This window comes from Maritalea myrionectae DSM 19524 (genome assembly GCF_000423365.1).
Taxonomy (GTDB): domain Bacteria; phylum Pseudomonadota; class Alphaproteobacteria; order Rhizobiales; family Devosiaceae; genus Maritalea; species Maritalea myrionectae.
On record NZ_AUHV01000005.1, the window covers coordinates 488,120 to 511,762 of the forward strand.

The following is a 23,643-nucleotide window of genomic DNA, read 5'->3' on the forward strand; positions in this document are numbered from 1 at the left end:
TTCTGGCGGCAACGCCTTGCCATTTGCGCCGGAGAGCGCTAGCAAAGCGGCAGTTTCTAATTCAAATTCAGGATGTGACTATGGCACAAAATCATCTTTTGCTGTTGCCCGGCGATGGAATTGGCACTGAAATTATGGCTGAGGTGGAAAAGCTTATTGCGCACCTGAAAGAAAAAGGCCTTGCCGATTTTTCTTTTGATACCGGTCTTGTTGGCGGCTCTGCCTATGATGCCCACGGCCAGGCCATTTCCGAAGAGGATATGGACAAGGCGCTGAAGGCCGATGCGGTGATTTTCGGCGCAGTGGGCGGCCCGAAATGGGACGATGTGCCTTATGAGGTGCGCCCGGAAGCTGGCCTGTTGCGTCTGCGTAAAGATCTGGGTCTGTTTGCCAATCTGCGCCCGGCCATTTGCTATAGCGCCTTGGCTGATGCCTCTTCATTGAAAAAAGAGTTGGTGGAAGGCCTCGATATTTTGATCGTGCGCGAGCTGACGGGCGGTGTGTATTTCGGTGAGCCGAAAGAGATTATTGATCTGGGTGATGGCCAAAAACGCGGCATTGATACCCAAGTTTATGACACCTATGAAATCGACCGAATTGCCCGCGTGGCGTTTGATTTGGCCCGTACTCGTGACAAGCGTGTTCATTCTTCTGAAAAACGTAATGTGATGAAATCCGGCGTGTTGTGGCACGAGGTGGTGACCGAGGTGCACAAAGATTATGCCGATGTGCAGCTTGATCATATTCTCGCGGACAATTGCGCCATGCAATTGGTGCGGAACCCGAAGCAGTTCGATGTGATCGTCACAGACAATTTGTTCGGCGATATCTTGTCAGATTCGGCGGCGATGTTGACCGGCTCTTTGGGCATGTTGCCTTCAGCCTCATTGGGTGCGCCAGACGCGAACACCGGCAAACGCAAGGCGCTTTATGAACCGGTACACGGCTCTGCACCTGATATTGCGGGCCAAGGCATGGCCAACCCGATTGCGATGCTGGCCAGCTTTGCGATGGCCTTGCGCTATTCCTTTGAAATGATCGAACTGGCTGACAAGCTGGAAGGTGCAATCTCTGCTGTGCTGGATGAAGGCTTGCGCACGGGCGATATTATGCAAGAGGGCTGCAAAAAGGTCTCCACTGCAGAAATGGGCGACGCGATCATCGCCAAAATATAATTTCGACTTTGTCGGAACAATATGCCTCGCGCTGCGTTATTGGCGCGAGGTAAATGGGCAAAATAATATTTCGGCAAGCTTTGTTGACTAATCTTCGCAATGCGATACAACAACGGCGCTTGTTTAATTAACTCGGCTAACGCGACAATCATGATGCAGTTGATGCACACAACGATGATGACTGTGAAAACCATGTCTCTTTCCAGAGACGTGGCGCTTGGCGTTGGCAAGAAGGCCGAGAAGAAAACCACCGAAATCCGCTAAGCTTTCCCTGCGCGCCCCCGCCAGGGGGACAATAGGCTAGATAAAGTCAAAAGCGGGGGTGAGACAAGGAATAATCATTATGGGTTATAAGGTTGCAATCGTAGGCGCGACGGGCAATGTCGGACAAGAAATGTTGGGCATTTTGGCCGAGCGCGGTTTTCCGGCCGATGAAGTTTATGCATTGGCTTCGTCCCGCTCCATAGGGCGTGAAGTTTCATTTGGCGACAAAACGCTGAAATGCCGGGACCTTGAAACATTTGATTTCACAGGCGTCGACTTTTGCTTGATGTCCGCCGGGTCTGAAATTTCGACCAAATGGGCGGAAAAAATCGGCAAGACCGGCTGTATTGTGATCGATAACTCATCTTGCTGGCGCTACCACCAAGATGTGCCGTTGATCGTGCCTGAAGTGAACCCGCACCATCTTGAAGAATATATGGCGCAAAAAGAGCGCATGAACATTATCGCCAACCCGAACTGCTCGACTGCGCAGTTGGTTGTGGCGCTGAAGCCGTTGCACGATCATGCGAAAATCAAACGGATTGTGGTGTCGACCTATCAGTCTGTTTCTGGCTCTGGCAAAGAGGCTATGGATGAGCTTTGGAACCAGACAAAAGGCATTTTTGTCACCGATATTCCTGAGCCATCTGTCTATCCAAAGCAGATCGCGTTCAACGTGATCCCACACATTGATGTGTTTATGGAAGATGGATACACGAAGGAAGAGTGGAAGGTTTTGGCCGAGACCAAAAAGATGCTCGACCCGAAAATCAAAGTGACATGCACAGCGGTGCGTGTGCCTGTGTTTATCAGCCATGCGGAAGCCGTGAACATTGAATTTGAAAATGAAATTTCGCCTGATGAAGCGCGCGATATTTTGCGTGCAGCACCGGGCATTATGGTGATCGACAAGCGCGAAGATGGCGGCTACGTGACGCCAATTGATGCGGCTGGCGAAGATGCGACGTTTGTTTCGCGCATTCGCGAAGATGCCACCGTTGAGAACGGCTTGAACATGTGGGTGGTTGCCGACAATCTGCGTAAAGGCGCGGCGCTCAACACGGTTCAGATTGCTGAAGCGATCATCAATCGCGGCTTGTTGAACAAATAAGCATATTTCGCCGACAAGTTTTGTTATGATGAGCACCCGCTGGCATGGCCAGCGGGTGTTTTGTTTGAGGCGGTAAGATGGTCGACCAACACATCCAAATTCGTGCAGCAACGGAAAAAGATCTGCCACGTTTGGTGGAGATCTTTCGCGCTTCCCGGCAAAGGCTGTTGCCGTTCTTGCCCATTCTTTATTCCCGTGAACAGGATTTTGCGCATCTCAAAGACTTGTTGAACCGTGGTGAGGTGCGGTTGGGCCTGTCGGGTCAGCAGGTTGCGGGGTTTTTAGTGCGAATTGATCATTGGGTGGCGCATCTGTACGTACATCCCGACTTAATCGCTCAAGGGGTGGGTAAAGCGCTATTGGATGATGCCAAATCGCGCGCGCGTCGCCTTGAGCTTTGGTGCTTTGAGGCCAATTTGCGCGCGCGCCAGTTTTATGAACAGCAAGGCTTTGATCTGGTGCGCACCACGGAGGGTGAAAATGATGAAGGCCTGCCTGATCGGCTTTATCGCTGGGTGCGCGATTAGCTCTCCGCGCGCGTAAAGTCGCCCGTTTCGCCGTTCATCACCCAAAGCTCCGCCGTTGAGATATCAAACCATGCGCCGTGCAGATTGAGGCTGCCATCCTTTTCCATTTCTGAAATGTAAGGGAAGTCACGCAAATTATGGACCGATTTGCGAATGGACACACGCTCGAGCGCGTTTTGGCGTTCGGCGGGTGTCATTACGCTCTCTGTTGCCGCCACCTGTTCGGCGACCGGTGCCAGAAGGCTCATCCATTTGCCAATAAAGTCACCCTCATCAAGCTTGCTGCCGTCATTTGAAAGCGCAGCTTGAATGCCGCCACAGCGGCCGTGGCCCATCACGACAATGTCTTTAACGCCCAGGCCTTTAACGGCAAATTCAATGGCTGCGGATGTGGAGTGGTGGTTGCCATCTGGTGCATAGGGCGGCACCAGATTGGCGACGTTGCGCACCACAAACAATTCACCCGGACCAGCGGAAAAAATGGTTTCTGGCGCGGCGCGGCTGTCGCAGCAGGCGATAATCAAAACTGAAGGGTTTTGCCCCTTTTCAGCAAGTTCCTTATATCTTGCGCGTTCAGTTTCCAGTGCGGAAGATGTGAACTCTTTGTACCCTTGGATGAGTCGATCTGGAAAATTTGCCATCAGTCTCTTTGATTTGTTTGCACTTCTGATAATTTATTGATCGCCTGGATGCAGGCAAGGTCAAAAAAACATAAACAGTATGTTTCTACCACTATATTTATGGTCTGTGTTTATTTGCATGCCGTTTTAAGAAGGAATTGGAATAAATGGACATCTATCGTTTCTTGTCTGCAGATGATGATTCAAGCTTTTGTCACAAAGTAACTAAGGCCCTGACGGAGGGGTGGGTGCTCTATGGTGAGCCTAAATATTGTTTCGATCCGGACGCAGGCAAAATGCGGTGCGGCCAAGCGGTGATCAAGCAGGTCGCGGATCAGCCTTATGATCCAGATCGGAAATTAACCGATTATGAGTAACTGATCGGTCAAATGAGACTTGATTTACGCTTTACCTATAGGTAAGCGTTGGTATCCGACTTAAGGTGGATATGGTTTTCTTTGACGAATTGACGGCCAAAGGGTAATCATTGACCACACTCGACCAATGGCCGTTTGCGCGGCGAGGGCAAATAGAAGAGGCAATTGACGCCATGGCTGAACCCAATCGACCCTTATCTCCACATATTTTGATCTATAAAGAAGAAGTCACCATGGTGATGTCGATCGTGCATCGCATTACTGGTGTTGGTTTGACTGTTGGCACAGCCCTTGTGGTGTGGTGGTTGGCAGCGGCCGCGATTGGCGACGGCGCCTTTGGCGTCGCGCAGGGCTTTTTCGGCCATTGGTTCGGCAAATTGATCCTGATTGGATATACGTGGGCCTTGTTCCACCACATGCTGGGCGGTTTGCGCCACTTCGTTTGGGATCTTGGCAAGGGCTACGGGCCTGAGCGATACACCATGGCGTGGGCAACCCTTGGTGGATCTGTCATTCTCACGGGCATTGTCTGGCTGTTTTTGATTTAGCGCTTTGGGGGGCTAGAAATGAGTTTTCGTACACCTTTATCTCGGGTGACTGGGCTTGGGTCCGCCAAGAGCGGCACTGAGCATTTTTGGAATCAGCGCCTAACGGCGTTGGCCAATGTGCCGCTGATGCTTTTTTCCGTTTGGTTGGTGATCAGCCTTGTTGGTGCCGATCGGGCGCAGATGGTGGCCACGTTCGCCAATCCGTTTATCACTGGCTTTGCCATTCTCGCCATTGTCTCCGCATCTATTCATATGCGTTTGGGGCTGCAAGTGGTGATCGAAGATTATGTGCACACTGAAAGCACCAAATGGCTGCTGTTGATGCTCAACAGTTTCTTTGCGTTTGGCGTGGCGATTATCGCCACCGTGTCACTGTTGAAATTGAGTTTTGGAGGTTAGGCCCGCAATGGCAAAGCATGGCGATTATGAAGTTATCGACCACGAATTTGACGTGGTTGTTGTTGGTGCTGGCGGCGCGGGCTTGCGGGCAACGCTTGGCATGGCTGAGCAGGGTTTGCGCACGGCGTGTATTTCAAAAGTGTTTCCCACGCGGTCGCACACAGTTGCGGCGCAGGGCGGCATTGCCGCATCCTTGGGCAATATGGGCCCGGATAGCTGGCAGTGGCATATGTATGACACAGTCAAAGGCTCTGATTGGCTGGGCGACAATGACGCGATGGAATATCTAGCACGTGAAGCGCCAAAGGCCGTTTATGAGCTAGAGCATTATGGCGTGCCATTTTCACGCACCGAAGAGGGCAAGATTTATCAGCGTCCATTTGGTGGGCATATGCAAAATTTCGGCGAAGGCCCACCAGTGCAGCGCACATGCGCGGCGGCTGACCGGACAGGTCACGCGATTTTGCATACGCTTTATGGCCAATCCTTGCGCAACAATGCGCAGTTTTTCATTGAATATTTCGCCACCGATCTGTTGATGAGCGAAGATGGCGAGTGTCAGGGCGTGATCGCCTGGAAATTGGACGATGGCACCATTCACCGTTTCCGCGCCAAGCAAACCGTGTTGGCGACGGGCGGTTATGGCCGTGCCTATTTCTCTGCGACGTCTGCTCACACTTGTACGGGTGATGGCGGCGGCATGGTGGCCCGTGCGGGCTTGCCGTTGCAGGATATGGAGTTTGTGCAGTTCCACCCCACAGGCATTTATGGCGCAGGTGTGTTGATCACCGAGGGTGCGCGCGGTGAGGGTGGTTATCTGACCAACTCAGAAGGCGAACGCTTTATGGAGCGCTACGCGCCAAACGCCAAAGATCTGGCGTCGCGCGATGTGGTTTCACGCTGCATGACTATGGAAATTCGTGAAGGCCGCGGTGTTGGCCCGAACAAGGACCATATTTTCTTGCACCTTGATCACCTTGATCCAGATGTGCTGGCCGAGCGCTTGCCGGGCATCACCGAAAGCGCGAAAGTGTTTGCGGGCGTCGATTTGACCCGTGAGCCGATCCCTGTGATCCCAACCGTTCACTACAATATGGGCGGTGTGCCGACCAATTATTGGGGTGAGGTGCTTAACCCAACCGAAGACAATCCAGATGCAATCGTACCCGGCCTGATGGCTGTGGGCGAGGCAGGCTGTGCTTCTGTGCACGGGGCCAACCGCTTGGGTTCAAACTCACTTATCGATTTGGTGGTGTTTGGCCGGGCAGCTGCTATTCGTGCGGGCAAAGTGGTGGATAAAGAAGCCGCTGTACCTGACGTGAATGAAGCCAGCTTTGAAAAGGCTATGGCACGCTTTGATCGGTTGCGTCATGCGGATGGATCGATTTCGACCGCACAATTGCGTGACAAGATGCAACGGGCAATGCAGGAAGATGCGGCCGTGTTCCGCACCGAAGAGACATTGCAATCAGGCGTCAAGCGCATGACCGAGATTTGGGGTGAGATGGCCGACGTCAAGGTGCATGACCGCTCTATGATCTGGAACACAGATTTGGTGGAAACACTTGAGCTTGAAAACCTGATGGCCAACGCGATGACCACTGTTGTTTCAGCCGAGGCCCGCAAGGAAAGCCGGGGCGCGCATGCGCGGGAAGATTATCCTGATCGTGACGACAAGAACTGGCGTCAGCACTCGATTTCCCGCCTGTCTGAAGATGGTAAGGTCGAATTGTCTTTGCGCGAAGTCCATGTGGACCCGATCTCTGAAGAAGTGGATTTGGCAAAGATCGCACCGAAAGCGCGGGTTTACTAAAATGCGCTTTCGTTTTGGTTTGATAGCGGCAACAGGTGTTGCGGCGGTGGTGTTGGCGGGGTGCTTTGTCACTGACGAGCCAACAGCACGGCGCGCGGAAACCTGGGGCGGCGAAACAAACCGGGACGAAATGGGCAAAGGGGTAACCGCTGAAGCACAAAGTGGCGGTGCGCAGAACATCGGACACATTCCCGAGCAAGACTTGGCTGGCTTTTGGATTTTGGCTGACAATTCAGATCGGGAGTGTCTGGTGGAGTTGCGGATTGGCATGCAAAATGGCGCCGCCGTGCGCAGCGCTGTGCCCACACCGGAATGTGTGAAAGGCATGCGCAATGTGGCGGGATGGGCTTTGGCCGATAGCAAGATCGTGCTGTTTGACGAAAAGACCCGTCAAATCGGCATGTTTGAGGCGGCCACCACATATCGCTATCAGGGTGAGTTCACCATCACCACTGGTGCAAGCTATCCGGCAACGTTTGTGCGGAGCGCGTAGATGGGTGCCGATGCGGGCTATTCCGGGACGCCACTGCCGAAAAAGCTTGGCTTAAAGGATGGCCACAAAGTGATGTTTTTGGATTTGCCGCAAAGCCAACAGGCGCTGAAAAGCGCGCGCGAGTTTGAGTTGGTGGCAGAATGTGGTTGGGACGATTTGACTGCAGATATCACGCGATTTGACGTGGTACATGGCTTTACGAAAGCGAAAAGCCAACTTGAGAAGAATATGCCGCTGATGCAGCGGGTGATCGTGCCGGATGGCATGATTTGGATTTCATGGCCCAAAAAGGCCGCTAAAGTTGAAACGGATGTCACAGAAGATGTGGTGCGGGCGCTGGCGCTTCAAACTGATCTTGTTGATGTCAAAGTCTGTGCTGTTGATGCGATTTGGTCCGGGTTAAAGCTCGTCATTCGCAAAGATCAGCGGCATTTACACTAGGGAGCCGATAAGAATGGTTCAATTGACCCTGCCTAAAAATTCACAGCCCAAAAAGGGCAAGACATGGCCGAAACCTTCGGGCAGCAATGTGCGTGAATTCCATATTTATCGCTATGATCCGGATAGCGGCGATAATCCACGTATCGACACTTATTTTGTTGATTTGGACGATTGCGGCCCCATGGTGTTGGATGCGCTGTTGTACATTAAAGACAAGGTGGACCCCACTTTGACTTTGCGTCGGTCTTGCCGTGAGGGGATCTGTGGGTCTTGCGCCATGAATATTGGCGGCCTGAACACGTTGGCGTGTACCAAGGGCATTGATGAGTTTAAGGGCCCGATCAATGTCTATCCATTGCCGCACATGCCGGTGGTGAAGGATTTGGTGCCGGATTTGACCAATTTTTACGCCCAGCACCGCTCCATTAAGCCTTGGTTGCAAACCAAGACCCCAGAGCCACGCACAGAATGGCTGCAAGCGCGGGAAGACCGCGAAAAGCTCGACGGGCTCTATGAGTGTATCCTTTGTGCTTGCTGCTCTACCTCTTGCCCAAGCTATTGGTGGAACGGCGACCGCTATTTGGGGCCAGCAGTGTTGTTGCAGGCCTATCGTTGGTTGATTGATAGTCGCGATGAAGCGACAGGCGAGCGGTTGGACGATCTGGAAGATCCGTTCCGGCTTTATCGCTGCCACACAATTATGAACTGCACCAACACTTGTCCAAAAGGGTTGAACCCGGCCAAGGCGATTGGTGAGATCAAAAAGATGATGGTTGAACGCGCTGTTTAGCCACGAGACGAAAACCGCCTCTTTGGGGCGGTTTTCTTTTGAAAGGGCGGAGATGAGCCTTACAACAATTGCAAAGATTGACGATTTGGGCGAGGCACGCTTGTTGATCTTGGCGCTCAAATCGCACGGGTTTCATCCCATTGAGGGCAATGAGGTCGGCTTGGCGGGCTTTGCTGGCGCCATCGGCCCAAGCGGGGTGCCCATTGTGGTGCCGGGTAGCGAAGCGGAAGACGCCAAGCTTTTGCTCGATAGTTTGCGTGAAGACTTCAAAAAAGAGTCAATTCCGGATCAATCCGACCAAGAGACGTAAACTCGCCACATTCCTGACTAGAACACAATAAGGCCTATTCGCCATAGACGGCGCTTGATGTGGGCAATGGGCTTGACAAACTTATGGTTGATGGCCTTTTAACCTTTTTCAAGCAGGCTTACAGAACATTCCGCACCAAGGAGATCCGTGCATGGCGAAAAATATTGTGAAACTTGTTCAACTGGGGTGCGTTGTTGGTGTCTTCGCGCTGGCCGGGTGTACAACCACACGTTCGCCATTTACATCATCCTCTCGTAATGCGCCGCCGCCTGAACAATTGACGCCGGTGAGCACTGGCACAGTGAACCAGTCGGAATTGCCGCCCGCAGATGGCAGCCAGCCTCAATCACAAGACCCGCAATTGGCCGGCAATCAAACGGTAGATGGCGAAGCGCAGTCATTGTTTGGCGAGAGCGATGGATCGTTCGTGTCGCTTGACGATGTCAATGAGAACACAAATGTGGCTGGTCGCGATTTGACCGGGCCATTGACGGTGTTGAAGCTCTTGGGTGTGTGGACGGTACAGGCGGGTGAAGAAACGTGTCGCCTCAATTTGACACAATCGGCCAAGGGATCGACTGGACGCTACCGTGCGTCTGCGCCAAATTGTGCGTTGCCAGCAGTTGCTGCGGTCAGCTCATGGCAGTTGGCAGGCAATCAGGTGCAATTGTTTAACGAGCAAGGCCAAATGATCGGTAATCTGCTGCAAAATGGGGACCGCTTTGTGGGCACCATGGCAGGGGGCCAGGGCATTTCCATGGTCGGCTAACGCCAAGCGGGTAAACGCCTTTATGGGGCAAACATTTTTCGCGCATTATGAAAAGCTGGTCGCTGATCAGGTGCTTAAGCCTGATCCGGCACAAGCCGATATTGTGCGCCATTTTGACCAGCTTGCGTCCGATCTGCGCAGCCATCAGGACAATAAGCCAAATTTGATCCAGCGTCTGCTGGGCCGCGATCATGCAGCCGATGCGCCCAAGGGCCTTTATATTTGGGGCGATGTGGGGCGCGGCAAAACCATGCTGATGGATTTGTTTTTCAACCATATTGATATCAAGAAAAAGCGCCGCGTGCATTTTCATGAATTTATGGCGGAAGTGCATGAGGCGATTACCGCCTATCGCAAAAGCGATGACGGCAAAGACCGGGGTGGGCGAGATCCCATTCCGCATGTGACCGGGCCGATCATCGATTCCACCAAATTGCTGTGTTTTGACGAATTTCACGTCAATGACATCACCGATGCCATGTTGCTTTCGCGCTTGTTCGAACAATTGTTCGCCGCAGGCATTGTGGTGGTGGCCACATCGAATGTACCGCCAGATGGTCTTTATAAAGACGGGCTGAACCGACAATTGGTGTTGCCCTTTATTGCGCTGCTTAAACAGCAAACACATGTGCTGCGCCTAGATGTTGATCATGATTATCGGCGAGAGAAGCTGGAAGAGCAGCCGATCTATTTCTTTGGTCATGACGAGGAGGCGCGGGCCGGGTTGGATCGCGTGTGGCGCAATTTGACTGGTGGACAGGCGGGGGAGCCTGAAGAGATCAATTTGCTGGGGCGGCGCTTTGAAGTGCCGCAGCAGGCCATGGGCGTGATGCGAATCGGGTTTAAGCAATTGTGTGAAGCGCCGCTGGGCGCGCGCGATTATTTGCGGCTTTCGCACCATTATCACACCTTTATCATTGATGAGATCCCCTATTTGGATCGGGCGCGCAGCGATGCGGCCAAGCGATTTATCCTGCTGATCGATACTTTATATGATCGCGGGTGCAAGTTGGCGGCCTCTTTTGCGGCCCCTTTGAACGAGTTAAGTGGCGACGATAAAACGGCTTTTGAATTTCAACGCACCCTGTCGCGTTTGATGGAAATGCGTTCTCTTGAATATTTGGGCGCACCGCTCAATGATGTGGAAGAGACGGATGAGAATTCAGGTGAGGCGTGACAGGTCTGGAAACGCTGGGTTTAGGGTGCAACTAATACGAAGGGTTCACTTGCACAACTAGTCACTTAGCGTTATTGAGGGACTGGAAACAACTTACTTTACCTATAGGGAAACTTGGGAAATGGCTCGTAAAAAAATCGCTCTGATCGGCGCCGGACAGATCGGTGGCACCTTGGCTCACTTGGCTGCTGCAAAAGAACTTGGTGACGTAACCTTGTTTGATATTGTTGATGGTGTGCCGCAGGGCAAAGCGCTTGATTTGGCACAATCTGCGCCGGTAGACGGTTATGACAGCCGTTTGAAAGGCACTTCAGAATATAAAGACATCGCTGGTGCGGACGTTGTGATCGTAACCGCAGGCGTGCCGCGTAAGCCGGGCATGAGCCGCGATGATTTGTTGGAAATCAATTTGAAGGTGATGGAACAGGTTGGCGCGGGTATTGCAAAATATGCACCAGACGCCTTTGTGATCTGTATCACCAACCCGCTGGATGCCATGGTTTGGGCATTGCAGCGTTTCTCCGGTTTGCCTGCCAACAAAGTTGTGGGCATGGCTGGCGTTTTGGATAGCTCGCGCTTCCGTCACTTTATCGCGGATGAATTTGACGTATCTGTACAAGACGTAACCGCATTCGTATTGGGCGGCCACGGCGACACGATGGTGCCATTGACACGCTATTCCACTGTTGCCGGCATTCCACTGACAGATTTGGTCAAAATGGGCTGGATCACCAAAGAGCGTTTGGAAGAGATCGTTCAGCGCACACGTGATGGCGGTGCGGAGATCGTGGGCTTGTTGAAAACAGGTTCAGCTTTCTACGCCCCAGCGACATCTGCGATTGCGATGGCTGAAAGCTATTTGAAAGACAAGAAGCGCGTTCTGCCTTGTGCGGCTTACCTGAAGGGTGAGTTCGGCGTGAAAGGCATGTATGTCGGCGTACCAACCGTAATTGGTTCGGACGGCGTTGAGCGGGTTGTTGAGATCTCCTTGACCAAATCTGAGCAAACTCAATTTGATAAGTCTGTCGCGTCTGTCGATGGTCTTGTTGAGGCGTGCAAGAAAATTGCACCGAAATTGGCGTAACGCGCGCTTAAACTTGAATCGCGAAACCAACGGAGTGATGCGATGAACATTCATGAATATCAGGCCAAGAAGCTCTTGGCCTCCTATGGCGCGCCAGTGGCCAAAGGTATTCCAATTTTTTCAAAAGAAGAAGCGCGCAAAGCGGCTGAAGAATTGGGTGGCCCATTGTGGGTGGTAAAAAGCCAAATTCACGCTGGTGGTCGCGGCAAAGGTAAATTCAAAGAATTGCCTGAAGATGCCAAAGGTGGCGTGCGTCTTGCTTTTGATTTGGACGAAATGCAGGCCCATGTGGACGAGATGCTCGGCAACACATTGGTGACCAAGCAGACTGGCCCAGCTGGCAAGCAAGTGAACCAGCTTTATTTGGAAGATGGCGCGGACATTGAGCGCGAGCTATATCTTTCGCTGTTGGTTGATCGTGTAACCGGCCAGGTTGCCTTTGTGGTCTCCACTGAAGGCGGCATGGATATTGAAGCGGTTGCCGAAGAAACCCCTGAGAAAATCCACAATATTTCAATCGACCCAGATGCTGGCGTAACTGAAGCCAACGCGTCTGCGATTTGTGATGCGTTGAAATTGGATGGTGATGCGCGTGCCGACGGCATGAAGCTGTTCCCCATTCTTTATAAGGCGTTCACTGAAAAAGACATGAGCCTTCTGGAAATCAACCCGCTGATCGTGATGAAAGACGGTCATTTGCGCGTGTTGGATGCCAAGGTTTCTTTTGACGGCAACGCCTTGTTCCGCCATCCGGACATTGTTGAACTGCGTGACCTGACTGAAGAAGACGACAAAGAGATCGAAGCCAGCAAATATGATTTGGCTTACATCGCTTTGGACGGCACCATCGGTTGTATGGTGAACGGCGCTGGCTTGGCCATGTCGACCATGGACATCATCAAGCTTTATGGCGAAGAGCCTGCCAACTTCCTTGACGTTGGGGGCGGCGCGAACGCTGAAAAAGTGACTGCAGCCTTTAAAATCATCACGGCTGACCCGAATGTTAAAGGCATTTTGGTCAACATCTTTGGTGGCATTATGCGCTGCGACGTGATCGCAGAGGGCGTTTTGACCGCGGTGAAAGAAGTTGGATTGGACGTGCCTTTGGTTGTGCGTCTTGAAGGCACGAAGGTTGCGGAAGGCAAAAAGCTCATTGAAGAGAGCGGCTTGAACGTGATCCCAGCAGATGATCTTGACGATGCGGCGCAGAAAATTGTTGCTGCAGTGAAAGGGGCGTAACCAATGTCTATTTTGATCAATAAAGATACAAAAGTGTTGGTTCAGGGCCTGACCGGTAAAACAGGTACGTTCCACACTGAGCAAGCACTTGCTTATCACGGCACCAAAATGGTGGGCGGCATTCACCCGAAAAAGGGTGGCTCCACCTGGACAGGTAATGTGGGCGACGGCACACAGGATCTGCCCGTGTTTGCCAGCGTTGCAGAAGGTAAAAAAGAAACAGGCGCAAATGCGTCAGTTGTTTATGTGCCACCTGCAGGTGCAGCAGCCGCGATCATGGAAGCGATTGAAGCTGAGATCGAGCTGATCGTTTGCATCACCGAAGGCGTGCCTGTGATGGACATGGTGAAGGTGAAAGCGGCGCTTGAGAAATCAAACTCACGTTTGATCGGGCCAAACTGCCCCGGCGTTTTGACACCGAACGAATGTAAAATCGGCATTATGCCCGGTAACATTTTCTCCAAAGGTTCAGTGGGCATTGTGTCGCGTTCAGGCACATTGACGTATGAAGCTGTGTTCCAAACAACCAATGCAGGCCTTGGCCAGTCCACAGCTGTGGGCATCGGTGGTGACCCGGTTAAGGGCACTGAATTTATCGACATGCTCGATATGTTCCTGGATGATGATGAAACCGAAAGCATCATCATGATCGGTGAAATTGGTGGTTCTGCGGAAGAAGAAGCAGCTGAGTTCATCAAGCAGGAAGCCAAAAAAGGCCGTTCGAAGCCGATGGCTGGCTTTATTGCTGGTTTGACAGCTCCTCCAGGGCGTACAATGGGCCATGCGGGTGCTGTGATTTCTGGCGGCAAAGGTGGCGCGGAAGACAAGATCGCCGCCATGGAAGATGCAGGCATTAAAGTGTCTCGCTCTCCCGCCAAAATCGGTGAAACGCTTTTGGAAGTCCTTAAGGGCTAAAAAATCAAATTATTGCGCGGGGTTAGCGTTAATTGAAACCTAACGCCTCCCGCGCGATACTAAACTGGACGCAGCTCGTGACAGCTGCATATTTTGTTGGAATAGGGGACGACGAGGTCACGCCTCGCCAGGCAGGTCAATGACACGACAAGAACAGAACTCAGCGTTTCTGCTCACATCTTTTCTCTATGGCGGCAATGCCGGCTATATTGAAGAGCTTTACGCCAAATACCAAGAAAATCCCGCCAGCGTTGACGACACGTGGCGGTCTTTTTTTGCCGAGCTCAAGGATAATGCTGAGGACGTCAAAAAGAGTGCGTCCGGCCCATCTTGGGAGCGTTCAGATTGGCCTCGCGCCGAAGGCGGCGAGCTGGTTGCCGCCCTTGATGGCGACTGGAGCCGCTTTGAAGCCAAGGCGGAAAAAGCGGTGCGCGACAATGCCAAAGCCAAAGGCATCGCGATTGATTCTACCCAAGTGCAGCAGGCCACGCGGGACTCTATTCATGCCATCATGATGATCCGCGCTTATCGTATGCGCGGCCATTTACATGCGGATCTTGACCCGTTGAACCTTTCAGATCGGGCGCATGCGCCTGAGCTTGATCCGGCTTCATATGGCTTTAGCGAAAAAGACTATGATCGCAAGATCTTCATCGATTATTATTTGGGGCTGGAATATGCCACGATCCCCGAAATGCTCGAGATTTTGCGCCGGACTTATTGTTCGACCTTCGGCATTGAATTTATGCACATCTCCGATCCAGAAGCCAAAGGCTGGCTGCAGGAGCGGATTGAGGGGCCAGACAAAGAGATCGCCTTCACCAAAGAAGGTAAGATCGCCATTTTGAAAAAGCTGATTGAAGCGGAAGGCTTTGAGAAGTTTTTGGACGTGAAATATACCGGCACCAAGCGGTTCGGCCTTGATGGCGGCGAAAGCCTGATCCCCGCGCTCGAGCAGATCATCAAGCGTGGCGGCGCTTTGGGCGTTAAAGACATTGTGTTGGGCATGGCCCACCGCGGGCGGTTGAACGTTTTGACCCAAGTGATGGGCAAAACCCACCGCGCCTTGTTCCACGAATTTAAGGGCGGCGCGCCGCACCCGGACGATGTGGAAGGGTCGGGCGACGTGAAGTACCACCTTGGTGCTTCGTCTGACCGCGAGTTTGATGGCAACAATGTACACTTGTCATTGACCGCGAACCCGTCGCACTTGGAAATTGTGAACCCGGTTGTGTTGGGCAAGGCCCGCGCCAAGCAGGATCAGCACAATGCGGAAAACGGCATTTTTGTACCGCCGAAGGAAACTGATCGCTCAAGCGTTTTGCCCTTGCTGCTGCATGGTGATGCGGCGTTTGCCGGGCAGGGCGTTGTGGCTGAATGTTTCGGCCTATCTGGCCTGCGCGGCCACCGTACTGGCGGTTCGATCCACTTTGTGATCAACAACCAGATCGGCTTTACCACGGCGCCGATGTATTCGCGCTCCTCGCCTTATCCAACAGATGTGGCGAAAATGATCGAAGCGCCAGTGTTCCATGTGAATGGCGATGATCCTGAAGCGGTAACGTTTGCGGCGAAGATTGCGATTGAATATCGCCAAAAGTTCAAAAAGCCGGTGGTGATCGACATGATCTGCTATCGTCGTTTTGGCCACAATGAAGGCGACGAACCTTCCTTCACTCAGCCGGAAATGTACAAAGCAATCCGTGCGCACCGGACCACGTTGCAAACTTATGCAGATAAGCTGGTGCAAGATGGCGTGGTCAGCGAAGACGAAGTGGATAAGTTCATTTCTGAGTGGCGCAGCTTTTTGGAAGAAGAGTTCGCTGCAGGTGATGAGTATAAGCCCAATAAAGCCGACTGGATGGATGGGGCCTGGAAAAACATCAAGCACGCCGAAGACGGCGCGCGACGTGGTAATTCCGGTGTCGATGTCGACCATTTGAGAGAAATTGGCACCAAAATCACAGACATCCCAGAAGGCTTTGAAGCCCACAAAACCATCAAACGGTTTATGAAAAACCGTAAGAAGGTGATTGAGGCGGGCGAGGGCATTGACTGGGCCTTAGGCGAAGCCTTGGCGTTTGGCTCATTGGCCACAGAGGGCCATCCGGTCCGCTTGTCCGGTCAGGACTGTGAGCGCGGCACCTTCTCGCAGCGCCACACAGTGTTGCATGATCAAACCGATGGCAGCATGTATACGCCCTTGAACAATATTCAAGATGGTCAGGCACGCTATGAAGTGATCAATTCCATGCTGTCTGAAGAAGCTGTGTTGGGTTTTGAATATGGCTACTCGCTGACGGAACCGAATGCACTGACCATTTGGGAGGCGCAGTTTGGCGACTTTGTGAACGGTGCACAGGTGGTGATCGACCAATTCATCTCGTCAGGTGAACGCAAATGGTTGCGGATGTCTGGCCTCGTGATGATGTTGCCGCATGGTTATGAGGGCCAAGGCCCTGAACACTCATCGGCCCGTTTGGAGCGCTTTTTGCAGCTTTGTGCAGAAGACAATATGCAAGTGGCGAACTGCACGACACCAGCCAACTATTTCCATATTTTGCGGCGCCAGCTAAAGCGCGATTTCCGCAAGCCTTTGGTGTTGATGACGCCAAAAAGCCTGTTGCGGCATAAGCGGTGCGTCTCCTCGCTTGAGGAGATGGGGCCAAACTCCACATTCCACCGCTTGTTGTGGGATGATGCGGAGACGCCGGGTGGCAAAACCGAGATCAAGCTGCAGGCCGACGACAAAATCCGTCGTGTGGTGCTGTGTTCGGGCAAGGTTTACTATGACTTGCTGGAAGATCGCGAAAAGCGCGGCATTGATGATGTTTATTTGATGCGGTTGGAGCAACTTTATCCATTCCCTGCCAAGGCATTGCATGATGAGTTGTCACGCTTCAAAAATGCTGAAATTGTGTGGTGTCAGGAAGAGCCAAAAAATATGGGTCCTTGGGCCTTCATTCAGCCTTATGTTGAATGGGTGTTGGAACAGATGGATCGCGCGGGTGAACGTCCACGTTATGTGGGCCGTGCTGCTTCTGCTTCAACTGCGACAGGCTTGATGCGTAATCATTTGGCCCAATTGCAGGCCTTCCTGGACGAAGCTTTTGCCGAATAACGCGAATTGATTGGAAGATAATATGTCCCAAGAAATTAGAGTGCCCACATTGGGTGAAAGCGTCACAGAGGCCACGATTGGCCAGTGGTTTAAAAAAGTTGGCGATCAGGTCAAAACTGATGAGCCAATTGTTGAGTTGGAAACAGATAAGGTCACCATCGAAGTGCCAGCGCCTAGCGATGGTGTTTTGGAAGCAATAAGCGCAGAAGTGGGTGAAACAGTTGAGGTTGGCGCCTTGATTGGGGCCATTGGAGCCAGCGATGAAAATGCAGCTCCAGCGCAATCCGATGATGATCAAGACAATGATGATAATGCCGAGACAAGCGAGGCTTCGATGGCGGACGAGAACAAATCCAGCGGTGACGCTGAAATAATTGAGCTTTTGGTGCCAAGTTCTGGCGAATCTGTGGTGGAAGCTGATGTGGGCGAATGGTTCAAATCAGTGGGCGACAGCGTTGATGCTGACGAAGCCGTTGTTGAACTTGAAACTGACAAAGCTGCTATGGATGTGCCTGCACCGCAAGCGGGCAAGATCGTAGAGATCGTGGCACAAACAGGTGAAACTGTTGAAGTTGGCGCTGTACTTGCAAAAATCGCTGTTGGTGAAGGTGCTGCCTCTGCCCCGGCGCAAAGCAGCGCACCAAAAGAAGAGAGCAAAAGCGAAAAGCCAAGCGATTCTGGTGATATGCCGCCGGCACCATCGGCACAAAAGATGATGAAGGAAAAAGGCGTTGATGCGGGTGACGTAGAAGGCTCAGGCAAGCGCGGTCAAATCTTGAAAGAAGATGTGATGTCTGCGGTGTCCAATTTGGGCGCCAAGCAAGAGAGCGCACCAAAGAAAGCTGCGGCATCAGCACCGCGTGAAGATGGTGAAGGCGAAGAGCGGGTGAAAATGACCCGGTTGCGCCAAACCATTGCACGCCGTTTGAAAGATGCGCAGAACACTGCGGCCATGTTGACCACCTTTAATGAGGTGGACATGAAGCCCGTGATGGATTTGCGTAAATCTTACAAAGAGCTGTTTGAGAAAAAGCACGGCGTAAAGCTTGGTTTTATGGGCTTTTTCACGAAAGCTGTTTGCCACGCGTTGAAAGAAATTCCAGCGGTGAATGCAGAGATTGATGGCACGGATATTGTTTACAAAAACTACGCCCATATTGGCGTGGCTGTGGGCACGGAAAAAGGTTTGGTTGTGCCGGTTGTGCGCGATGCGGACCAGATGTCGATTGCTGAGATTGAGCAAGAAATCGGTCGCTTGGGTGTTGCTGCCCGCGATGGTGATTTGTCTATGGCCGATATGCAGGGCGGTACGTTCACTATTTCAAATGGTGGTGTTTACGGCTCCTTGATGTCAACGCCGATCCTCAATGCGCCACAATCTGGCATTTTGGGTATGCACAAAATTCAAGAGCGTCCCGTGGTGGTGAATGGTGAGATCGTTATCAAGCCGATGATGTATCTGGCGCTTTCCTATGACCACCGGATTGTGGACGGCAAGGAAGCGGTGACCTTCCTGGTGCGCTTGAAAGAAAGCTTGGAAGATCCTCAGCGCTTGGTGCTTGATCTTTAATGAATATTGGGGGCGCGATCGGTTTGATGGCGCCCCTATACGATAAGCGTTTTAAAACGCATTATAAGGGACGCGTCTGATGCACGCCTATTGGGTAGAGTTTATCGGCCTTATGGCCGTTTTTGGTTTGGCCGCAATCATGCCGGGCATTGATTTTACCATGGTGCTGCGCCAATCCATCGCCAATGGCCGCAAAGCCGGCATTTTCACCAGCCTTGGCATTGCATCTGCTGTGTTTGTGCACGCCACCTACACCATTTTGGGTGTCGGGCTGATCATTTCTCAATCCATCTTGGCGTTTAACATTATCCGGTTTTTGGGCGCAGCCTATCTGCTCTATTTGGGCATTCAGTCGTTGCGTGCGCCCGCGCCGGAACCGGCCAAACTTGATGTCGGCGCAGTCAACGCCAGCCAGAGCATTTTCAAAAGCTTCGGCATTGGATTTTTGACCAATCTGCTGAACCCAAAGGCCACGATCTTTTTCGTATCGGTGTTCACCACTTTGGTCAGCTTGTCGACCCCGATCCACATTCAATTTGGCTATGTGAGCGTGATGGCGTTTGTGCTGTTCAGTTGGTTTTCGCTGGTGGCGGTTTTCTTCACCACGCCGAAAGTGCGCGCTGGATTTTACGCCATGGGCAAATGGTTTAACCGCGCCACGGGTGCTGTGTTGATTGGCATGGCAGCGAAAGTGGCGCTGACACAACGATAACAAGTTTAAGAAGGCGAGCACATCGCCTCCATAAGGGTTTTAAATAAGAGAGGCATTTATGTCAGAACAATTTGATCTCACCATTATCGGCACCGGCCCTGGCGGCTATGTGGGTGCCATCCGTGCGGCACAATTGGGCATGAAGGTTGCCGTTGTCGAAAAACGCGCAACTCATGGCGGTACGTGCCTCAATATTGGCTGCATCCCTTCAAAAGCCTTGTTGCACGCGTCTGAGCTTTATGAAGAAGCGGGCCATAATTTCGCCAAGCTTGGTATTGCCGTTGACGGGCTAAATGTCGATCTGCCGGGCATGTTGAAGCATAAGGATGAAACCGTTAAGTCCAACACTGGCGGTATCGAGTTTTTGTTGAAGAAAAACAAAATCACCGCGTTCCATGGCTTGGGCAAAATTGAAGGTCCGGGCAAAGTTTCCGTGACCTCTGATGAGGGTGAAACCCAGACGATCGACACGAAAAATATCGTTATTGCCACCGGTTCAGATTCAGCGAACCTGCCGGGTATTGAAATTGACGAAAAGCGCGTGGTGACTTCAACAGGTGCGCTTGATCTTGAAACTGTGCCAGAAAAAATGATCGTTGTGGGTGCGGGCGTGATCGGCCTTGAACTTGGCTCTGTTTGGTCGCGCTTGGGCTCAGAAGTGACGGTAGTGGAATATTTGGACCGCATCTTGCCGGGCATGGACGGGGAAGTGGCGAAAAACTTCCAACGGACGCTGAAAAAGCAGGGCTTTAAATTCAAGCTCTCCACCAAAGTGACCAATGTTGATACATCGGGCGATAGCTTGAAAGTAAGTGTTGAACCAGCCGCTGGCGGCGACGCAGAAGAGCTGGATGCTGATGTGGTGTTGGTGGCGATTGGTCGTACGCCATATACCGAAGGGCTTGGCCTTGAAGAAGTTGGCGTTGAGCTTGACGAACGCCGTCGGGTGAAAATCGACAATCACTATAAAACCAATGTGGATGGCATTTACGCCATCGGCGACGTGGTTGTTGGCCCGATGTTGGCGCACAAAGCCGAAGATGAAGGCGTTGCCATTGCGGAGATCCTGGCCGGCCAGGCGGGGCACGTGAATTATGATGTGATCCCCGGTGTTGTTTACACCAGCCCGGAAGTGGCTTCGGTTGGCAAGACCGAAGAGGAAGTCAAAGATGCGGGCATCGACTATAAGGTGGGTAAATTCCAAATGACCGCCAATGGCCGCGCCAAAGCCATGTTGGCAACAGATGGGTTTGTGAAAATCATCGCCGACAAAAACACCGACCGCGTGTTGGGCGCCCATATTGTGGGCAAAGGCGCTGGCGAGATGATCCATGAGCTGGCGGTGTTGATGGAGTTTGGTGGTTCGGCTGAAGATTTGGCCCGCACCTGCCACGCCCACCCCACCATGTCTGAAGCCGTGCGCGAAGCAGCCCTCGGCTGTGGTGATGGCACCATTCATATGTAGGTTTGTATCTTTAAGTGAATCAATGAATGCCGGGTCTCGACCCGGCATTTTTTGTTTATCGCTTCTGCGCCAGCAACAGCGTCAAGCCAAAGCAATCCGGGTCTTCGGGCACAAAATCAACAACCGACATATGGCAGGCGGCGAGCCGGTCTTTATATTCACCTGGCGACAGGCTGGCGTGATAGATGGGGTCATCGCCCACCTGACCCACTACTTCGCCCTCTTGCGGGCCGACGGTTAGCAAAAGAGCGCCCTTTGGCTTCAGGTGTGCGGCCAGTTGCGGCAACAGGGTGCGCTGCTCGGTTTTGGTGAGGTGGAAGAAGCTGTTCCAGCCAACAATGCCATCAAATTTTTCTGGCATATCCATGGCCCGCATATCGGCCAGATGCCAACTGCCTTGCGGCAGGTTTTGTTGCGCCATGGCGATCAATTTGGGGCTGGCATCGATGCCGGTCACCTGTGCGCCTTGATTTAGCAGATGGGCCGCGATGGGCAGACCGGCCCCGCAGCCCATATCCAGAATGGCAGGCGCGGGCGGCAATAGGCCCAAAAAGCGATCCAGCCAAGTGGCCTCAATATTGCTTTTTGAACGTTGGGCCACAAATTTGTCGGCATTCCGCTCGTAGATGTCCCGCGTTTGTGTCGCCAAACTTGTCAGGTCGGCATTGTCGTCTGACATGATTGCTTGCAGCCCTAACGTTCCAGCGGCACACGTTTGACGGCAAAACCATCATTGCGTAGGCCCTCAACCAAGCCCGTTTCACCGATCAGGTGCAATGCGCCAACGGCCAAAAATGTGGATTGTTCGTCCATCAGCCGTGCGGCGTTTTCCACCATCAAATCATTTCGGGCATCCAAAAGCGCTTCTTGGAAGGCAGCCCAATCATCGTCAAAACCATCATATTTTCCCGTATAGTGCAGCTGTACGGGAATGATCATGCCGATCTGTTCGCTGAGATAAAGCTCGTTCATGGTTTGCAGCACCGCATCATAAATGCCTTCATCATAAAGCTGGGCGACATTTTCGATGGAGCGGATGAACATGGCCTCATTGATGGCGGCGATGGCTTCAAGCTGGCTTTCAATGGTCTCAAGGCTCACCACCGGAATATCTTTGCTTTTCGCCAGAGCGATAAGGCTTGTGTCGAGCACTTGCGCGCCGGGCCCACCCCACTCCATGTCGCATTGGGTAAAGGACAAAGTGGTGGCCCCGATCCAGGGTTGTAATGGATTGATGGTGTCAAAATCCATGCCCAAACCATTGAGATATGCATCGATGGATGCGATGGTTTCGGGCGATAAATCGTCGGCGAGGGTTTCGCCTTGCGGTTGCAGCAATAATTGTGGGCGTTTGCCGATCACCGCGCCAACGGCGCTGGGGTCGTCGGCATTTTCGATCTCAACCGCCACGACATCGGCACCTTCCAATGCGGCGCGCACGTTTGAGGGGATATCTAGAATGCGCGGATCGGCTTTGTGTAAGGTGCCGAACACGTAAGATGTGTGAGACAAGGCCTCGTGGCTGACTTCCCAAAAAACGCCCTCGGGATTTGCATATTGAGCAGCTTCGCGCTGCAGTGCTTCATATGTTGAGGGCTCATTTTGTTTGAGCTCGGCGACCAAATTGCGTGCGTCGCAGGCGGCGAAGCCAATGCTGGTGGAAAGGCCGAACAATAGGCCCGAAAGCAATATCTTTTTCATAAATACATCTTTTTTTGAATTGATCCCATTGGGGGATATTGATGGTGCATTATGGCTGTTTTTTAAGCGCCGGTGTGCCTGCAGGCAATTTGCGGGCCCGATGGTCCATAAGCGTAAACAAAAGAACACCGCATAATACTAGGGCAGCGCCCAGCCCGTGATAGATGGAAAAGGGCTCGCCCAAAATGGTGATGGCCAGCACGATGGTGACAATTGTAGACACATTGCCCAAAACCGCTGTGGGCTCCGGACCCACCATGCCGATGGAAATGGCAATCAAATAAGCGGGCGCCACTGTCGAAATGGTGCCGATGGCCAACATCAGCCACATGGCGTTTTGCGACAGGATCAGATCGGTGAATTCATGGGTGGCCAAAAAGTGCAGGATCACCATGCCGCCCGCAGCGCTCATTGCGATCGAGGTGAACAGGCGTGCGCCGATCTGATCAATCAATGGCTTGGCCAATAGCTGATAGATGGCAAAGGCGAGGGCAGCGCCCAACACCAACAGGGCGCCGATCACGGTGTCGCGTCCCTCCAGCTGCAAATCGTGCGCAAAAATGAGCGCAAGCCCGCCATAGGAAATGCCCAATGCCAGCATGGCGACGGCGCTGATTTTGCGGCGCTGCCATAGGGCGCCAATAACCACCACGAAGATGGGATAGGTCAACAAAATCAGGCGGTCAAACTGGGCGGAAATATAGTTGAGGCCTGCAAAATCGAGATAGGAGGCAACGTAGTAGCCGATGACGCCGACGGCGCAGACTTTGAGAACCATCGACCAGCTCAAAACCGGTTGCCCGCCATTGGCGGCCTTTTGTTTGCGGTAGCCGAAATAGCCAATGAGCGCAAAGAACGGCACAGCAATAATCATCCGCCATGTTAGGGTCGTTACGGCGTCAACATTTTCCAAAAGGGCGAGTTTGATCACAATGCCCTTGGTGGAAAAAAAGCTGGCACCCAAAGCACCGATGAAATAGCCCACCAAACGGTTGGGCGCGGCTGGAGACGTCATAGGGGAT

24 protein-coding genes are annotated in these 23,643 nt (G+C 52.5%); 20 read left to right on the forward strand and 4 right to left on the reverse strand.

The window, feature by feature from the left end; genetic code table 11:
* Positions 1 to 80: 80 nt before the first annotated feature.
* The 3 genes from leuB to G549_RS20785 all read left to right on the forward strand — a co-directional run bounded on the left by leuB (position 81) and on the right by G549_RS20785 (position 3,077).
* Entirely contained in the window at positions 81 to 1,175 is a 1,095-nt protein-coding gene (gene leuB, locus G549_RS0116440; protein ID WP_027835937.1) for a 3-isopropylmalate dehydrogenase, read from the forward strand.
* A 343-nt stretch (positions 1,176 to 1,518) separates the two neighbouring features.
* Positions 1,519 to 2,550: an aspartate-semialdehyde dehydrogenase gene (locus G549_RS0116450; protein ID WP_027835938.1), complete on the forward strand. Its 1,032-nt coding sequence runs from the start codon at positions 1,519 to 1,521 to the stop codon at positions 2,548 to 2,550.
* Positions 2,551 to 2,627: 77 nt separating this feature from the next.
* A complete protein-coding gene (locus tag G549_RS20785; RefSeq protein WP_084634223.1) occupies positions 2,628 to 3,077 on the forward strand; it encodes a GNAT family N-acetyltransferase in 450 nt (149 codons plus the stop codon).
* Here G549_RS20785 and G549_RS0116460 read toward each other — a convergent pair.
* Entirely contained in the window at positions 3,074 to 3,718 is a 645-nt protein-coding gene (locus G549_RS0116460) for a carbonic anhydrase (RefSeq protein ID WP_027835939.1), read from the reverse strand. The genes G549_RS20785 and G549_RS0116460 overlap by 4 nt on opposite strands.
* A 146-nt stretch (positions 3,719 to 3,864) precedes the next feature.
* On the opposite strand from G549_RS0116460, the gene G549_RS0116465 reads away from it, so the two are divergent.
* The 17 genes from G549_RS0116465 to lpdA all read left to right on the forward strand — a co-directional run bounded on the left by G549_RS0116465 (position 3,865) and on the right by lpdA (position 20,920).
* Positions 3,865 to 4,074, forward strand: a complete 210-nt coding sequence (locus tag G549_RS0116465; protein ID WP_027835940.1) for a DUF1737 domain-containing protein — start codon at positions 3,865 to 3,867, stop codon at positions 4,072 to 4,074.
* Positions 4,075 to 4,247: 173 nt separating this feature from the next.
* Complete coding sequence (gene sdhC, locus G549_RS0116470) at positions 4,248 to 4,622, forward strand: succinate dehydrogenase, cytochrome b556 subunit (RefSeq protein WP_036223341.1); 375 nt, start codon at positions 4,248 to 4,250, stop codon at positions 4,620 to 4,622.
* An 18-nt stretch (positions 4,623 to 4,640) separates the two neighbouring features.
* On the forward strand, positions 4,641 to 5,021 hold the full coding sequence (gene sdhD / locus G549_RS0116475; protein WP_027835942.1) for a succinate dehydrogenase, hydrophobic membrane anchor protein: 381 nt from the start codon (positions 4,641 to 4,643) through the stop codon (positions 5,019 to 5,021).
* Positions 5,022 to 5,028: 7 nt separating this feature from the next.
* Positions 5,029 to 6,834: a succinate dehydrogenase flavoprotein subunit gene (gene sdhA / locus G549_RS0116480; protein WP_027835943.1), complete on the forward strand. Its 1,806-nt coding sequence runs from the start codon at positions 5,029 to 5,031 to the stop codon at positions 6,832 to 6,834.
* Between the two features lies 1 nt (position 6,835).
* Complete coding sequence (locus tag G549_RS0116485) at positions 6,836 to 7,327, forward strand: AprI/Inh family metalloprotease inhibitor (RefSeq protein WP_027835944.1); 492 nt, start codon at positions 6,836 to 6,838, stop codon at positions 7,325 to 7,327.
* Complete coding sequence (locus tag G549_RS0116490) at positions 7,328 to 7,768, forward strand: hypothetical protein (protein WP_027835945.1); 441 nt, start codon at positions 7,328 to 7,330, stop codon at positions 7,766 to 7,768.
* Between the two features lie 13 nt (positions 7,769 to 7,781).
* Positions 7,782 to 8,558: a succinate dehydrogenase iron-sulfur subunit gene (locus G549_RS0116495; protein WP_027835946.1), complete on the forward strand. Its 777-nt coding sequence runs from the start codon at positions 7,782 to 7,784 to the stop codon at positions 8,556 to 8,558.
* Positions 8,559 to 8,610: 52 nt separating this feature from the next.
* Positions 8,611 to 8,868 carry a hypothetical protein gene (locus tag G549_RS20790; RefSeq protein WP_036223122.1) on the forward strand — a complete coding sequence of 86 codons (258 nt, stop codon included), beginning with the start codon at positions 8,611 to 8,613 and terminating at the stop codon, positions 8,866 to 8,868.
* A 151-nt stretch (positions 8,869 to 9,019) separates the two neighbouring features.
* On the forward strand, positions 9,020 to 9,637 hold the full coding sequence (locus tag G549_RS0116505) for an AprI/Inh family metalloprotease inhibitor (RefSeq protein ID WP_027835948.1): 618 nt from the start codon (positions 9,020 to 9,022) through the stop codon (positions 9,635 to 9,637).
* Between the two features lie 22 nt (positions 9,638 to 9,659).
* Positions 9,660 to 10,814, forward strand: a complete 1,155-nt coding sequence (zapE, locus tag G549_RS20795) for a cell division protein ZapE (RefSeq protein WP_051214013.1) — start codon at positions 9,660 to 9,662, stop codon at positions 10,812 to 10,814.
* 121 nt (positions 10,815 to 10,935) lie between these two features.
* Positions 10,936 to 11,898: a malate dehydrogenase gene (gene mdh, locus G549_RS0116515; protein WP_027835949.1), complete on the forward strand. Its 963-nt coding sequence runs from the start codon at positions 10,936 to 10,938 to the stop codon at positions 11,896 to 11,898.
* 42 nt (positions 11,899 to 11,940) lie between these two features.
* Positions 11,941 to 13,137, forward strand: a complete 1,197-nt coding sequence (sucC, locus tag G549_RS0116520) for an ADP-forming succinate--CoA ligase subunit beta (RefSeq protein ID WP_027835950.1) — start codon at positions 11,941 to 11,943, stop codon at positions 13,135 to 13,137.
* A gap of 3 nt (positions 13,138 to 13,140) precedes the next feature.
* The gene (sucD, locus tag G549_RS0116525; protein WP_027835951.1) at positions 13,141 to 14,052 is read left to right on the forward strand and encodes a succinate--CoA ligase subunit alpha; all 912 of its coding nucleotides are present in this window, start codon (positions 13,141 to 13,143) and stop codon (positions 14,050 to 14,052) included.
* Positions 14,053 to 14,191: 139 nt separating this feature from the next.
* Entirely contained in the window at positions 14,192 to 17,173 is a 2,982-nt protein-coding gene (locus G549_RS0116530) for a 2-oxoglutarate dehydrogenase E1 component (RefSeq protein ID WP_027835952.1), read from the forward strand.
* Positions 17,174 to 17,195: 22 nt separating this feature from the next.
* Positions 17,196 to 18,743, forward strand: a complete 1,548-nt coding sequence (gene odhB, locus G549_RS0116535; protein WP_027835953.1) for a 2-oxoglutarate dehydrogenase complex dihydrolipoyllysine-residue succinyltransferase — start codon at positions 17,196 to 17,198, stop codon at positions 18,741 to 18,743.
* 79 nt (positions 18,744 to 18,822) lie between these two features.
* Positions 18,823 to 19,455, forward strand: a complete 633-nt coding sequence (locus tag G549_RS0116540) for a LysE family translocator (RefSeq protein WP_027835954.1) — start codon at positions 18,823 to 18,825, stop codon at positions 19,453 to 19,455.
* Between the two features lie 58 nt (positions 19,456 to 19,513).
* Positions 19,514 to 20,920 carry a dihydrolipoyl dehydrogenase gene (lpdA, locus tag G549_RS0116545; protein ID WP_027835955.1) on the forward strand — a complete coding sequence of 469 codons (1,407 nt, stop codon included), beginning with the start codon at positions 19,514 to 19,516 and terminating at the stop codon, positions 20,918 to 20,920.
* Between the two features lie 55 nt (positions 20,921 to 20,975).
* On the opposite strand, the gene G549_RS0116550 is transcribed toward lpdA, so the two are convergent.
* Genes G549_RS0116550 through G549_RS20800 form a run of 3 tightly spaced genes read right to left on the reverse strand, consistent with a single transcriptional unit; the run spans position 20,976 to position 23,636 of the window.
* On the reverse strand, positions 20,976 to 21,599 hold the full coding sequence (locus G549_RS0116550) for a class I SAM-dependent methyltransferase (protein ID WP_051214015.1): 624 nt from the start codon (positions 21,597 to 21,599) through the stop codon (positions 20,976 to 20,978).
* A 14-nt stretch (positions 21,600 to 21,613) separates the two neighbouring features.
* Positions 21,614 to 22,621 carry a TraB/GumN family protein gene (locus tag G549_RS0116555; RefSeq protein ID WP_027835957.1) on the reverse strand — a complete coding sequence of 336 codons (1,008 nt, stop codon included), beginning with the start codon at positions 22,619 to 22,621 and terminating at the stop codon, positions 21,614 to 21,616.
* 49 nt (positions 22,622 to 22,670) lie between these two features.
* Positions 22,671 to 23,636, reverse strand: a complete 966-nt coding sequence (locus G549_RS20800; protein ID WP_051214017.1) for a DMT family transporter — start codon at positions 23,634 to 23,636, stop codon at positions 22,671 to 22,673.
* Between the last annotated feature and the right edge of the window lie 7 nt (positions 23,637 to 23,643).

Bases quoted from the DNA above. Each gene is read 5' to 3' on its own strand.
- leuB (WP_027835937.1), top strand. From the start codon at position 81: ATGGCACAAAATCATCTTTTGCTGTTGCCCGGCGATGGAATTGGCACT.
- G549_RS0116450 (WP_027835938.1), top strand. From the start codon at position 1,519: ATGGGTTATAAGGTTGCAATCGTAGGCGCGACGGGCAATGTCGGACAA.
- G549_RS20785 (WP_084634223.1), top strand. From the start codon at position 2,628: ATGGTCGACCAACACATCCAAATTCGTGCAGCAACGGAAAAAGATCTG.
- G549_RS0116460 (WP_027835939.1), bottom strand. From the start codon at position 3,718: ATGGCAAATTTTCCAGATCGACTCATCCAAGGGTACAAAGAGTTCACA.
- G549_RS0116465 (WP_027835940.1), top strand. From the start codon at position 3,865: ATGGACATCTATCGTTTCTTGTCTGCAGATGATGATTCAAGCTTTTGT.
- sdhC (WP_036223341.1), top strand. From the start codon at position 4,248: ATGGCTGAACCCAATCGACCCTTATCTCCACATATTTTGATCTATAAA.
- sdhD (WP_027835942.1), top strand. From the start codon at position 4,641: ATGAGTTTTCGTACACCTTTATCTCGGGTGACTGGGCTTGGGTCCGCC.
- sdhA (WP_027835943.1), top strand. From the start codon at position 5,029: ATGGCAAAGCATGGCGATTATGAAGTTATCGACCACGAATTTGACGTG.
- G549_RS0116485 (WP_027835944.1), top strand. From the start codon at position 6,836: ATGCGCTTTCGTTTTGGTTTGATAGCGGCAACAGGTGTTGCGGCGGTG.
- G549_RS0116490 (WP_027835945.1), top strand. From the start codon at position 7,328: ATGGGTGCCGATGCGGGCTATTCCGGGACGCCACTGCCGAAAAAGCTT.
- G549_RS0116495 (WP_027835946.1), top strand. From the start codon at position 7,782: ATGGTTCAATTGACCCTGCCTAAAAATTCACAGCCCAAAAAGGGCAAG.
- G549_RS20790 (WP_036223122.1), top strand. From the start codon at position 8,611: ATGAGCCTTACAACAATTGCAAAGATTGACGATTTGGGCGAGGCACGC.
- G549_RS0116505 (WP_027835948.1), top strand. From the start codon at position 9,020: ATGGCGAAAAATATTGTGAAACTTGTTCAACTGGGGTGCGTTGTTGGT.
- zapE (WP_051214013.1), top strand. From the start codon at position 9,660: ATGGGGCAAACATTTTTCGCGCATTATGAAAAGCTGGTCGCTGATCAG.
- mdh (WP_027835949.1), top strand. From the start codon at position 10,936: ATGGCTCGTAAAAAAATCGCTCTGATCGGCGCCGGACAGATCGGTGGC.
- sucC (WP_027835950.1), top strand. From the start codon at position 11,941: ATGAACATTCATGAATATCAGGCCAAGAAGCTCTTGGCCTCCTATGGC.
- sucD (WP_027835951.1), top strand. From the start codon at position 13,141: ATGTCTATTTTGATCAATAAAGATACAAAAGTGTTGGTTCAGGGCCTG.
- G549_RS0116530 (WP_027835952.1), top strand. From the start codon at position 14,192: ATGACACGACAAGAACAGAACTCAGCGTTTCTGCTCACATCTTTTCTC.
- odhB (WP_027835953.1), top strand. From the start codon at position 17,196: ATGTCCCAAGAAATTAGAGTGCCCACATTGGGTGAAAGCGTCACAGAG.
- G549_RS0116540 (WP_027835954.1), top strand. From the start codon at position 18,823: ATGCACGCCTATTGGGTAGAGTTTATCGGCCTTATGGCCGTTTTTGGT.
- lpdA (WP_027835955.1), top strand. From the start codon at position 19,514: ATGTCAGAACAATTTGATCTCACCATTATCGGCACCGGCCCTGGCGGC.
- G549_RS0116550 (WP_051214015.1), bottom strand. From the start codon at position 21,599: ATGTCAGACGACAATGCCGACCTGACAAGTTTGGCGACACAAACGCGG.
- G549_RS0116555 (WP_027835957.1), bottom strand. From the start codon at position 22,621: ATGAAAAAGATATTGCTTTCGGGCCTATTGTTCGGCCTTTCCACCAGC.
- G549_RS20800 (WP_051214017.1), bottom strand. From the start codon at position 23,636: ATGACGTCTCCAGCCGCGCCCAACCGTTTGGTGGGCTATTTCATCGGT.